The organism is Staphylococcus sp. HMSC035D11 (genome assembly GCF_001836075.1).
GTDB lineage: Bacteria > Bacillota > Bacilli > Staphylococcales > Staphylococcaceae > Staphylococcus > Staphylococcus hominis.
Genome location: NZ_KV827268.1, coordinates 17012 through 28992, shown reverse-complemented (window position 1 = coordinate 28992; position 11981 = coordinate 17012). Strand labels below are relative to the sequence as shown.

Annotated in this window: 15 protein-coding genes; 4 read left to right on the top strand and 11 right to left on the bottom strand. The window is 29.6% G+C overall.

Going from position 1 to position 11981, the window contains the following annotated elements:
* Positions 1 to 36 precede the first annotated feature (36 nt).
* The 3 genes from HMPREF2647_RS08070 to HMPREF2647_RS08060 all read left to right on the top strand — a co-directional run bounded on the left by HMPREF2647_RS08070 (position 37) and on the right by HMPREF2647_RS08060 (position 2951).
* Positions 37 to 441, top strand: a complete 405-nt coding sequence (locus tag HMPREF2647_RS08070) for a sporulation protein (RefSeq protein WP_070859895.1) — start codon at positions 37 to 39, stop codon at positions 439 to 441.
* Positions 442 to 638: 197 nt separating this feature from the next.
* Positions 639 to 1679: an Abi family protein gene (locus tag HMPREF2647_RS08065; protein ID WP_070859893.1), complete on the top strand. Its 1041-nt coding sequence runs from the start codon at positions 639 to 641 to the stop codon at positions 1677 to 1679.
* A gap of 618 nt (positions 1680 to 2297) precedes the next feature.
* Positions 2298 to 2951 carry a phosphatase PAP2 family protein gene (locus tag HMPREF2647_RS08060; protein ID WP_070859891.1) on the top strand — a complete coding sequence of 218 codons (654 nt, stop codon included), beginning with the start codon at positions 2298 to 2300 and terminating at the stop codon, positions 2949 to 2951.
* 93 nt (positions 2952 to 3044) lie between these two features.
* Here HMPREF2647_RS08060 and HMPREF2647_RS11330 read toward each other — a convergent pair whose 3' ends face one another.
* Positions 3045 to 3182, bottom strand: coding sequence for a hypothetical protein (locus tag HMPREF2647_RS11330; RefSeq protein ID WP_176746921.1), 138 nt, complete (start codon positions 3180 to 3182; stop codon positions 3045 to 3047).
* Positions 3183 to 3495: 313 nt separating this feature from the next.
* On the opposite strand from HMPREF2647_RS11330, the gene HMPREF2647_RS11325 reads away from it, so the two are divergent.
* On the top strand, positions 3496 to 3642 hold the full coding sequence (locus HMPREF2647_RS11325) for a hypothetical protein (RefSeq protein ID WP_176746920.1): 147 nt from the start codon (positions 3496 to 3498) through the stop codon (positions 3640 to 3642).
* A 667-nt stretch (positions 3643 to 4309) separates the two neighbouring features.
* On the opposite strand, the gene HMPREF2647_RS08055 is transcribed toward HMPREF2647_RS11325, so the two are convergent.
* The 10 genes from HMPREF2647_RS08055 to HMPREF2647_RS08015 all read right to left on the bottom strand — a co-directional run bounded on the left by HMPREF2647_RS08055 (position 4310) and on the right by HMPREF2647_RS08015 (position 11910).
* The gene (locus HMPREF2647_RS08055) at positions 4310 to 4600 is read right to left on the bottom strand and encodes a sigma factor-like helix-turn-helix DNA-binding protein (protein WP_256326483.1); all 291 of its coding nucleotides are present in this window, start codon (positions 4598 to 4600) and stop codon (positions 4310 to 4312) included.
* Between the two features lie 32 nt (positions 4601 to 4632).
* Entirely contained in the window at positions 4633 to 4950 is a 318-nt protein-coding gene (locus tag HMPREF2647_RS08050) for a hypothetical protein (RefSeq protein WP_070859886.1), read from the bottom strand.
* Positions 4947 to 5480, bottom strand: a complete 534-nt coding sequence (locus tag HMPREF2647_RS08045) for a spore coat protein (RefSeq protein WP_070859884.1) — start codon at positions 5478 to 5480, stop codon at positions 4947 to 4949. The genes HMPREF2647_RS08050 and HMPREF2647_RS08045 overlap by 4 nt, the downstream gene beginning before the upstream one ends.
* A gap of 60 nt (positions 5481 to 5540) precedes the next feature.
* Positions 5541 to 6014, bottom strand: a complete 474-nt coding sequence (locus HMPREF2647_RS08040) for a phage terminase small subunit P27 family (RefSeq protein WP_070859882.1) — start codon at positions 6012 to 6014, stop codon at positions 5541 to 5543.
* A 204-nt stretch (positions 6015 to 6218) separates the two neighbouring features.
* Complete coding sequence (locus HMPREF2647_RS11200) at positions 6219 to 6305, bottom strand: HNH endonuclease (protein WP_141756757.1); 87 nt, start codon at positions 6303 to 6305, stop codon at positions 6219 to 6221.
* Between the two features lie 1089 nt (positions 6306 to 7394).
* A complete protein-coding gene (locus tag HMPREF2647_RS08035) occupies positions 7395 to 7853 on the bottom strand; it encodes a hypothetical protein (protein ID WP_070859880.1) in 459 nt (152 codons plus the stop codon).
* A 12-nt stretch (positions 7854 to 7865) separates the two neighbouring features.
* On the bottom strand, positions 7866 to 8486 hold the full coding sequence (locus tag HMPREF2647_RS08030) for a guided entry of tail-anchored proteins factor 1 (protein WP_070859876.1): 621 nt from the start codon (positions 8484 to 8486) through the stop codon (positions 7866 to 7868).
* 209 nt (positions 8487 to 8695) lie between these two features.
* The gene (locus HMPREF2647_RS08025; protein ID WP_070859875.1) at positions 8696 to 8971 is read right to left on the bottom strand and encodes a hypothetical protein; all 276 of its coding nucleotides are present in this window, start codon (positions 8969 to 8971) and stop codon (positions 8696 to 8698) included.
* A 326-nt stretch (positions 8972 to 9297) separates the two neighbouring features.
* Complete coding sequence (locus HMPREF2647_RS08020) at positions 9298 to 11010, bottom strand: DUF927 domain-containing protein (protein ID WP_070859873.1); 1713 nt, start codon at positions 11008 to 11010, stop codon at positions 9298 to 9300.
* Entirely contained in the window at positions 11011 to 11910 is a 900-nt protein-coding gene (locus HMPREF2647_RS08015) for a primase alpha helix C-terminal domain-containing protein (RefSeq protein ID WP_070859871.1), read from the bottom strand.
* Positions 11911 to 11981: the final 71 nt, after the last annotated feature.

Genomic DNA, 11981 nt, shown 5'->3' with positions numbered 1-11981 from the left:
TTTGAATATAAAGATATAGAATAAGGAGGAATTGAAATGTTCGAAAAAATATTAACTTCAATAGGTATAGAATCATTAAAAATAAACACTGTGTTAAAAACAGAACAAGTTCATAGTAATGGTATATTGGACGGAAGCGTGGTCATAGAAAGCGGTGCATCAGAACAAACTATTAATCAGATTGAGCTTACATTAATTGAAAGGTATGATAATCCCGATGAGCGAAGTCAATTTCCTATTTTAGATAACGAATTACAAACATTTACTTTACACGTAGACCGTAGTATATGTGAAAATACCAAAGAAATTGAACATTTCCAATTTAATATTCATGAACTAGAATTTAAAACTAATCCTGATAAATTGATTTTAAAAACACGTGCTTACCTTTCTCATTCTGTTGATGCTTACGATGAAGATGAAATAAGGCTGATTGATTAATTGTGTTCTATTTTTTCAATATAAATAAAGGAGGTTGAGGGATGGAAGAAGCTTGTTAGTTTCAAGAGACATCTTTAATATTGACTAATAAAGAAAAAACATCTATAATGCAAGTATGAAATAGTTGTTCTATGAAACGACTCAAGAAACCTCTCATGCTTGCATGAGGGGTTTTTTCGTTGTAGGAGAGAATTCTATTGAAAGACATAAATGCCATAAAAACTTATTTAAAGACTTCCAAAGAATCAAAACCATATTTAAGCTGTAAAGAACAAGTAATTTTATTAAAAGATAGAGGATTAATTATTGATAACGAAGATTTTGCGTTGCTACAGCTAGAAACAATTTCCTATTATTCATTGATCAACGCTTATTCTCACTTTTTTAAGAATAAAGACAACGACCAATTTGTAGAAAATACACATTTCAGAGATTTGTTTCATTGTTATCAAAATGATATGAGATTAAAGAATTTATATTTTAAATACTTGATATTGATTGAACAATCTTTAAAGAATAATGTTGCTGCAGTAGTAGCCAAAAACTTTGGAGTAAATGAACCTAAAACAAAAAGTAAAAATAATCCGAAACTTTTCGATAGAAAATACAGTTATCTAGATACTTACTATTATGACCCCCATAAAAGTAAAAGAGCTGGAGTATTAGATGACATTAGTAAATCTTTAAATTGGAATAAAGTGGAGTCAATTAATCATTATAAGAAGAAACATAACCATGTACCACCATGGATAATCATATTACCTCACAATTTCGGTTTAACAATTAAATGGTTAAGTATTCTAAAGAAAAATCATAAAATTGAAGTTTTAAAAAGTGTTTCTAATATAACAGATAATGAAAAAGAGTTATCAAGTATAGGGGTGGATTCACTGAATTTATTAAGAGAATTCAGAAACAGAATAGCACACGGTCATAGATTTTATTCTTTTAAATCTGAATCCCAATTATCTCGAACGCATTTCAATAATATAATTGGGTACGAATTAATTTTGAAAGAAGATTATGCTAAAGACATTGGAAGAAATGATTTATATGCATTAACGTTAATAATTCTTTTGTTTACTAGAAATAAACCAACACGAGATAATTTAATAGAAGAATTATTTAAATTATACGGAGAAATGGATCAATACAACAAAATAAATTTATTAGAATCAATCGGTTTTACTTACGATCTAATACGAAAACTTTCTTTTTTTAATGAAAATTATCTTTGAAAGTTTAATCAATAATTTTGGGTACACCACCGTACCCTTATTATTTTTTGCTTTTTAATTGTTAAAAAACGCCACTTTGTAAGTGACGTTTAAGATGAGATATTTAACTTGTCTGTGTGGTAATTCATACTTTTGCCTTTTGTTTCATAAATATGCCCTTTTTATGCCCTTAAATTTAAGATTACAACAGTTTTATCTTAAAAGTGCAACTTTCAAATCACTCATTCTACTTCAAACACTTGATACACCTTACTTCATATACTTTTTAAAACTCCTGAAATGTTGCATGAATTGATGTTTATTATGATTATTATTAGACGTATATCAATGCTTTAAACACTATAGTTACACAAATTAATATCTCACTGTAACACAGAGCGTTTCTCAGCATAAAAAAACACATCAATAAAGATGTGGCTACATATAAAAATATCAGTTTGCCCTTTTGTATCTATTTAAAAATTAAACTGATAAACCAAAAAAATAGGATTAGCGAATTAGTATGGTATTGCTTCTTTCTGCACTCACCATCAAAAATTATAAAATAGGTCTCTATGCCGATTCTCTTATCACTTTAAAATGATAAGCTTATAAAAATAAATAAAAGGCAGGACATTTATGAATATTTTAAAATCAAATTATTTACTATTGCTTTCTCTATTAATCAATATATTATTTTTCTTTATCCTTTTCATATCAATTATTTTCAAAATCACTTTTATTCATGTAATTGATAATCTTTCGTTCCATTGGTTTTATACTACATTTGGCGAACCAAAAATGAATTATTCTAATGGATTGTTTAACGATTATATGACTTTGTCAGCTACTTACGGAGATAAAAGCACTTTTATAATTATTACTATTATTATTTCAACAGTCGCTTTTATCAAGCGAAATTTTATATTTTCTTTATGGAATATATTAACAGTGGCCATAGGTGGCATTGTTGGTATAGGCTTAAAATATCTTCTTCATAGATCAAGACCATTTGACCATTTGATTACAGATACTGGCTATTCTTTCCCAAGTGGGCACTCACTAGCAAGCACACTAGTTATATTTATACTTATTTTTTTACTAATAAATCATTTAAAAAATAAAACGTTAACAATAATAATATCTAGCGTTTTGATATTTATTTGGATAAGCATTCTATTTTCAAGATTATATTTTCACGCACATTTTTTATCCGACGTATTAGGTGGGGTAACTTTCAGTTTAGCTTGGTTAAATTTATCATATTTTTTGTTTAGAAAACATCTATACTAATCTAATTTTAAATTAACTCATACTAAAAAAGCTACCAATCACGGTAGCTTTTCTATATTAGAAATATAAAATTACGTAGATTTATTGCTTAATTTACTCCTCAAATCCACCTATATCATCAATGTGAAATACTGCGTTAGGGTGCTCTTTACTTAATCTCTCTAATTCTTTTTTATTTTCTTTCTCATTTGTTCCAATACTATCAATAAATACAGGTGTAGCTACAGTCACTTACCTAACGATAGATGAGGTAACGTTTTGTTCCCTCATCTATGGGGGAGCGTTTCGCGACCCCATGAATAAAGGGCATCGTGTTTCCCTACTCCCTTTGCTATCTGACTGAATGAATTGTGCATGGAGCTCCCGTCACGAATTTTACAGCAGTATATAATAAAATATATGTCTATTAAGTGAAGTAGAGATATGTTAAAATAATTCGTAGTTAGCATTGCTTTCATTGAAACTTAGTCTTACTAGTCATGTACTAGTGAGACTTTTTCGCATACAAAAAGGGGCTTTACGCCCCTAAAGAGTTATGCGATTTATGAAAGCTTTTAAAGTGTCGAGATTGCCTAAACATACAGTATTTTCAATGGAGAAGAAATACTTAGTGGAAAGGAAAGAATCGCCAGTTAGACAATCTCAATTATTATTATTACACACTAATTTTTATTTAGCCACACTATTATAATAAAAGTCATTGATTTGTATGTAATAGAGTAATAAATACGTTTCACTCCATACTTTTTATCTGCACTCTCACTTAGTCCGTCATAAGCTAAGTTGAGAGTGATTTTTTATACAAAAAAAGAAGCTAACCAATTAAGGTTAGCTCCTATGTAGTCGAGGTAGAGTAAAAAACTCTATATGTAACATAAAGACTTTAGAAATCATTAAATCTCTTTTATTATTATCTCATTATTTATATATTTGTCTACAATAAAATAAAAGACTGCATCCAAAGGATACAGTCAGTTTATTAAAGGATACTCAATTTTGAGTAGTAAGTTTAGTAGCTGCATTTATTATCTTATAAAAGGCTCTAAATGTAAATAGAAAGCGTTTACTTTTTATAACTAAAAAATAATACTACTCAAATATGTATATCTCTCTTACTTCTTTTTCTTAAGAGATTTAAAGACTAGAGCTAAAATTAAGAATATTAAAGCAACAGTGAGAACTGACCCCATTTATATTCCCTCCTAGATATCTTTAAATTTGATACTAACAAACTAATTCCTTAATTAAAACTAAATATACAAAATAAAGGGTACTACAAAATACCAATACCTTAATTATTTATTACGGTCACTAACTAATTTTATTTGAATATATATCTACATAGAAAAAGCCACCTCTTAGGGTAGCTTATCTAGTAATCGGCTAAATATCTGTCGAACACGTCCACTCGTTACCATGAGCATTTCGCCTATCTTCTCATACGACCAACCATGAGCGAGTAAATCGAAAACAACGAATTCTTTATCTGTACCAATGCTTTCAATTACTGACGATAATTCATTAAAAAATATATGTTCTTCAAAATTATCGCTCGTTTCTATCGATGTTGTAGGTTGATCTAATGAAAAGAAATTATTTATATTTTCTTCATACATGGGCGGTTCTTCTTTAGGTGGTTCATAGTTCATTATGAAGGCTCTAACGCTTTTCTTATCGTATATCATAGATATGTACTTCTTTCAGCAACACGTCGTAATATTACTTCTCTAGCATGCTTAATTGTGTACTCTGTTATCCCTAAGACATCTGCGATTATGTCATAAGGTTGTTTATCCCACCATAACATTTTAATTAATTGCTGCTCTTGTAGTGTCGCATTGTTATATACTTCGGTAATCCCTTTTACGATACTTTTAACTCTATTGTATCTCTGTTCTGTCATTCGACTCGCTTGTGTTTTGTACTCATCAACTAATGTTTGATAGTTTTCTATATATCCACTCAGTATTTTATAATCGAAACTCTTTAAGGTTTTCATATAACTAGCTCCTCTCTTTGCGTTTGTAATGTAGTTCTTACTTTCTCTACTTCTTCATCAAAATATTTTCTTTGTTCTTTCAAATGATCTCTTTGACGCATTAGACGAGCTTTATGCGTGTTTCTATATAAATCTTCACATAACTTCTCAATGCTCTTATAAGGCTTATAAACGCCATTTGTACGCATATAGTGCATTATCTCTTGTTGCTCATGATATGGATAGGTGCTGACAATATTTTTAAGTAAATTCATGCGTTCCAGTGATTGATTTTTATAACGTTCTAACTTTTCTTTTTTCTCAATGATCCATATAACTAATTTCTCTAATGGATAACTGGTGAAAACTACCCCCGTTGCTTCATCACAGGTCATATGTGAGATATTTAGATGATACATGGCATTTATTTGTTCTTCGAGTGCTTGGCATTTTCTGTTTATAAATTGAGGATTGTATTTAACCAACAACTCATATTCTGAAATTCTTTCTTCTCTTTCATAACTGAAAGTATTATTATTTTTCTTCAGCAACAGCTCTGCACTCCTTTAAACTTTATCTATTTTATTTCCTGATTGACTTTATACTTTTGTTTAGTCGTTATCTGAAATTCCGAATTGGTCATATACAGATTGTTTCTTAGGTATTTCATTCTTAGGGTCTAATATCTTCAGTCTAGATTCTACTGTTAAGCCTAATTTAGATGAAATACTATTCAATTGTGCCAGTGCATCGCGTTTAATAGCGTGGTTTTGGTTTAATTTAGTACCTCTTTCAGTAATAACTACTGCGCCTTCTTGTTTCATACGTTCAGTGGCTTGAATATAATCCGAATAGGCTTGGCAATATGCGGACACCAACGCTAAATCTAAACTGGCAATTGGTAACTCTTTTAGTAATGGATATATTCTAAACCATTCTTGTTTTGCTCTATTATCTAACCACTCTGGAGGTTCTGCGTTTAAAGGAGTAAGCTGTTCCATTGCTTCTTCCGTTGCTTTCTTATTTTCTTGTTGTTCGACTGTTAAATTACCTTTTTGTTGAGATAATAATTTTCTTGGCGGCATTTTCGTCCTCCTTTCTAAGTCATTTAATGTAAAGTAAAAAGCCTTTACGAATATTTAAGATTTCATTTAGAAATTTATTGAAAGTTAAGTGCGGCTCGTTTTTCCGTCAAAAAAATAAAGTGTGGGGGTAATCGAAGCCCCGCAAAAATTATTTTCAAAAATTAATTTCAGAAAAATATTTCTTACAAACAAACTTCAAAAAATTTACCCACCGTGATTTTTGTTGTGGCAGCTAAAACACACTACTTCTAAATTATTCATGTCTAAATTTTCGCTCCAGTCTCTCAGCATTATCTATCTATATCGATATACATTTATCTTCACTAATTATGATGTTCTCTAATTGCTTCATATAAGCCTGTCATTAGCTTTTAATCAGTGTTCCTATACTATTTCATCCTACTTACTCTTATTTTCCTTATAACAAGCCTAAAATAGCATCTTAAACTGTTCTATGTTACGTTTGTTCTCTCAACATTTCTATCATCATTCTTCATTCTTTTTATTTATAATTTCTTTTTTCTTGATCTAAATAACTTTTCTTTATTTCAAATCAAAATACAAATCGAAATCACAAAACAATTTTAAATTATTTTTTTATTTTCATTTCTCATTTCAAAATTCTATTTCACTTTCTGAAATTCAAAATACTTTCTGACTTCTCATTTACTTTTATAATTTTCATTCTCTTTATCATTCTAATATCTTTAACTAAAGCTCAACTTTGTTTTGTTCAATTAACGAATTATCTTCTTATTTCTTTTATCTTCTAACATAAAAAGATAATTGTTTTTTACTTCATTCTAATTCAAATCTTCTAAACGCTTTTGATGTTTAACACACACAACTTCACAAACACAATTGTTTCTTTTACTCTAATCTAATTCATATCTCTAACACATATTGGATTACTCATATACATTTTAGTGTATTGCCTAGACACTCTATCAAGCTATCACCTTAATACTGTGGCCTTTATACTTGCAGCGTACACTTTTATACGGTCACATAATCATAGCCCTGTAACTTATGTGAGGGTACTCGTATATAACCTCTGTTTACTTATACTGTTAATTTATCTATACTATGCGGCTAATATAATCTACTACATATTAATCACACCATAATGTTTTTTCGTTTACCTGTCCCTCTTACTAAGTAAACTATTGGCTCACTTATGTGACGCAACTTATAAAAGAAAGGCCACCACCTATATTAAAGTGATGACCTTGTAAACATGCCTTAGACATAAAAATTCAATTGAACAAATGAAGGAGGAACACATGACTATTTTAGATTTTAATAAAGAGCGCTCATTATTAAAGATATTTATTATCCTTAATATCTTTATTATAACATAAAAGGCTCAACCATGGTATTTTAAGCGCTATTTAAATTGATAGAAACAGCTAAAATTTCACCTATGTGACTCACTCTATTATCTTTACCTTCTGCATTTTTTACATACACGTCAACACTATCTACTTTATTATTTTTGATTTGTTCAAATGCTTTATCTTTTGCATGATCCCCACTCTTCCAAGCATGAATGAGTGTATGGTTTTTCTTAACTATAAACTCCCTATTATTTCTCTGACTTGAAGCAATAATAAAGTTCAAATTGCCATTCATCATGACACAACTGTTTTTATTAAACTTAATCTTTTTAACTGCTTTTGGTTCAATTTCTCCTTCTTCAAAGTCACTCACTATATTTAATTTATTATTTACATCAGCCAGTTCTACAGGCACACTACTTGAACTAGCTAATATCATTAAATCTTCACCATTTTCAGTTACCTTTGCTCTATTCCCTTTATATCTAATGGCTGTGATCATCGTATTACCTCCTTACCACTTCTTTTTATTGAAGTAATATTTTTGGAAGTCCTCTAATGATTCTTCTTTTAACATATCTTCAAGCAACCATGCGTAATCTCTAGGCGTTGTATTGCCACCGATTTTAATTTCATGAGCAAGCATTTGACCTTTGTATTGATTGTGAATGTTACTAGGGTGTTGTTGTTCTTGTTTGACATAGCGTAATCGTGATATACGTCTGCCACCTTCATTCATATTCTCAATCATTTTTCGATAAGTAGCTGCAACTTCTTGAAGTTTATTTTTCATCTCTTTTCGATACTGTTCATGTGTTTTTTTGATGTCTTTCATTTCACTATCATATGCATCGTAGAATGATGTAAATTCATCATCTGTGATATTGTAATCCGATGTTTTAAGTTGTTCATCTAATTTCAATAACTCTTGTTCTAAATCAGCTTGTTGACGCTTTAATTTTGTAGCTTCGGCAAATTCATCTTGATGTTGATAGTGCATAATTTTAGCATTGATTTTTTTAATACGATCTACTAGCTGATCATATTGTTTTTGAACCTCTTTAGCACTTAACCTCTTACCATAAATTTGTTTATCAAAAATACTGATTGAATTTTCTTTTACTGTTTTACTCATACTTCGTAACCTCTTTTTTCATTTTTTAATATTAATCTTTTAATCACATCACGGTAATGTATCCAACACTTATTGTTTGAATTTCTGTTATACTTCCAAGTCTTTATTATTCTTATATTGCCTACAATAAAAATTGTTACCTGGTCTTAATTTATTATCTAAAGTATACCACAAAAAGCTCTATAAAGCCAATTGTGGCAGATTTTGTATTATTTACTCCAGTTTTCAAATTCTTGCGTTTCTTCGTTATATTTAAAAATGAGTTTACCTTCTATTCCATCAATGTTACCCATATCATCAGTATCACAAAAAACTACTTTTCCACCGTTCATTAAAGCCATACAAACAATAGGACTGTAAACATAAAAGTTTGTTTTAGCGTCTTTTGTTCTTGAATATAAATTATCAGGTGCAGGCATAATTTTTACTAATGCTTTTTCAGATATATATGGATAAATTCTTGCTCCTTTTTCTAATTTGATCATTTTTATATTCTCCTTTTATATAATAATTTTTTTGCAGTTACTACTAGTTACTACTTAACCTTTAAAAGTTACTACTTTTGTATTTCTCAAAATGCTGCCATATCAGGCTTTGGGGTAATCAATTACAGAAATTACGGAAATTACACCTTTTTTTAAAGGGACATTCATATAATACATACACATATATATATGCTTTATTATTTATAAAGTATTATTATAAAAGTGTAATTTCTGTAATTTTTAATATAGAACTCTTTATAAATGCCTTTATATCAATACTTGTGAGAATTACACTTTTTAATAAAAAAGTAGTAATCAATGTGTAATCAACTGTAATTTTTTTCGGTTTTGAAATTAAATCCTAATTCATTTATAATTTCAGTTTTAATGGCATAGCCTCTCTGAGATTCACCATAAAATGTTATATTTTTTTGATACCCCTGTTTATTTGTTTCAAGATAGCCTCTTTCATACCATTGTTTAACGGTGGAATTAAATTCAGCTCCCAATAGTTCCTTAATCATAGGCGCCATAACTAGCATAAAATCATTTCTATAAATTGCCATTAATTCTGAATTATCGTGAAAGTGATGTTTATTGTATGCTATACGTCCACGATTAGCATTTATTTTTTCTAGTAATTCCTCCAACATCTGAACTGGCTTATCGATGTTCTTATTGTTTTTTAACATGCTATTAAATGATTGGTTTGTAATAACATACGGATCATGTTCAAATCCTTCAATATCGTTAAGTATTTCACCAGTGACTTGTAAAAGTGCAAAACCTCGTGAAATTCTTTCCATAACCTCATTATCGTTTGCTTTTTGATAAAAGTAATTTGTCGCACTTTTAAACGATTCCTTATACTTACCTTTATTTTTCTCATACTGTTTAATGAATAGCTTACCTAACAAACCATGATTTTCATTAATTACATCTGCTATATTGCCGAACTCTAGCTTATCCATATTAGGAAATGGCTCATCTTGTAATGTGATTACTCGACCAGCAACGCCTCCTTTTTCTGAAATATCAGGAATAGATACCTCACCAGTAGAAAGCATGATATTATTCCATGGCTCTAAATAATCAATAGAACGGCTCGAGTTACCACGGGCTTTAGATTGCCCACCTGAAAACTGGTAAACAATAGTTGGAATTTTAGATAAATTTTGTGCTTTTCGAGTATCATCCTTCATCAAAGGGAATGAATTAAAGAACGACGCCATACGCTCAACACTCACATCTGTGGCGTTCCATTCAGTTATTAATTTTCTTGTTCCCCATATACTTGAACAAATTTTTAATGTAAAAGTTTTACCTGAAGAAGTACGACCTGATATTTCAACCACAAAAGGATCTACATTGAAATCTTTCAGTAAGATAGAACCTAATGCACCATAAAACATCATCATCACCATAGGTTTATCCTTAATTTTCTGAAAGACGCCTTTATTATATGCTTTGATGTCACCTTTAGTTTCAAATGCTTTAATTAAGGATTGTCTCCCTACATCAGTATTAAATAATTTATATTCATTGTTTTTAATATCCTCTTGGTATGGAGAAATAAAATGACCGTTTACATCTCCTAAACGTGTTGCCACATTAAAGTCAGGAATATTGTTATATCGTCTAAATATACTTAAATATTTGATTAAATCACTTGTTTCATTTTGAGTGATTTCTAGCCCTTTACTTGCTAACTCAACTAAATATTTACTTTGTGTAATATCTCTAGCAGAAACAGGTAATTGATATTTGCGTTTCTTATCTTCAAATTCTAGTTCGTAATAAAATTCACCTGATTCTACATCTTTATAGCGTTCAGTAACTAATGGTGGTGTACTAGTAACGTATATATCCATTACTTCAATAACTTCACCTTTATTATTTTTCTTTTCTTTTTCACGATATAACCATTTACCTTTTATATGATATGGTTCTGGAATTGTTGGACTATCTTTATCAATTTCCTGTAAATGCTTAGTCTCATTAATAGTATTAAATACATCTTCTTTAGTTACTTGTTCCAATTAAAAACCTCCATTTTTAGTTCGTTTGTTGTCTTTTTTTAAAATGCTATTAAATGTTTTGTTCACTTCATTTTGTTCAATTGGTGGCGTGCAGGTCATAGCCCAAGCACTGGCTAAACCATATACTAGGTTTGCATCTACATATCTTCGTAATAAGTAACCTATTAAAGATGCTAATGTTGTATTTCTTTCGCCTTCACTAACACCGAATGCAATTTCACGCCAATACTCATCATTACGCTTTGTGTATTGATTAGAATAATTAATAATAATTTTTTCATTTTGCTTTTCTTCACTAAATTGATCTAATTCTTTTCTTGTGATTGCTGGTGCGTCATTATACTTAAAGCCATAACCTACATTCTTATCTTTAATAACTGGTAAAGCCATAGCCTGTGACGGTACAAAGCTAGCCTCATCTACTTCATGCCCGATATAATTAGCAAGTGCTTTTGAATATTTTCTATAATCTGCTGCACTTATCGGCTCACTCAATGGAATCATAAGACGAATACGAGGCTCATTTTGAGTACATGAATAAGTTGTATGATAAAACCATGCAACGCCTCCTAACTGCTTATTTATGTCATTGTATAATGCTTTAAAGTTACTTATATTATCGTAATCAAGTGTAATAACAGAACGATTAATGATATTAGAATCTTTACGATATTTTTCTATAATGTTTCCTTTAGAATCTTCTTCATCTTTAACATCACCATACAAAACTAAACCACGTTTATATTTATCTAAATTAGTCATTGGTATTTGTAATTTGTTTAACCAATCCGACCATTTCCAATAATGAAAATCTCTAAATGAGTTGGAATATAAATTGTTATACTGTATAATATTTATATAAAAATCATTTTTTAATTTTATTAAGTTGAAATCTTTCATGGTTACACCTCTTTAATAGTAAGAGGCAATCATGATAAAATATATTTGCATGATTACCTCGTGTATTTTCA

Bases quoted from the DNA above. Each gene is read 5' to 3' on its own strand.
- HMPREF2647_RS08070 (WP_070859895.1), top strand. From the start codon at position 37: ATGTTCGAAAAAATATTAACTTCAATAGGTATAGAATCATTAAAAATA.
- HMPREF2647_RS08060 (WP_070859891.1), top strand. From the start codon at position 2,298: ATGAATATTTTAAAATCAAATTATTTACTATTGCTTTCTCTATTAATC.
- HMPREF2647_RS11325 (WP_176746920.1), top strand. From the start codon at position 3,496: ATGAAAGCTTTTAAAGTGTCGAGATTGCCTAAACATACAGTATTTTCA.
- HMPREF2647_RS08055 (WP_256326483.1), bottom strand. From the start codon at position 4,600: ATGAACTATGAACCACCTAAAGAAGAACCGCCCATGTATGAAGAAAAT.
- HMPREF2647_RS08050 (WP_070859886.1), bottom strand. From the start codon at position 4,950: ATGAAAACCTTAAAGAGTTTCGATTATAAAATACTGAGTGGATATATA.
- HMPREF2647_RS08040 (WP_070859882.1), bottom strand. From the start codon at position 6,014: ATGCCGCCAAGAAAATTATTATCTCAACAAAAAGGTAATTTAACAGTC.
- HMPREF2647_RS11200 (WP_141756757.1), bottom strand. From the start codon at position 6,305: ATGCTGAGAGACTGGAGCGAAAATTTAGACATGAATAATTTAGAAGTA.
- HMPREF2647_RS08035 (WP_070859880.1), bottom strand. From the start codon at position 7,853: ATGATCACAGCCATTAGATATAAAGGGAATAGAGCAAAGGTAACTGAA.
- HMPREF2647_RS08030 (WP_070859876.1), bottom strand. From the start codon at position 8,486: ATGAGTAAAACAGTAAAAGAAAATTCAATCAGTATTTTTGATAAACAA.
- HMPREF2647_RS08025 (WP_070859875.1), bottom strand. From the start codon at position 8,971: ATGATCAAATTAGAAAAAGGAGCAAGAATTTATCCATATATATCTGAA.
- HMPREF2647_RS08015 (WP_070859871.1), bottom strand. From the start codon at position 11,910: ATGAAAGATTTCAACTTAATAAAATTAAAAAATGATTTTTATATAAAT.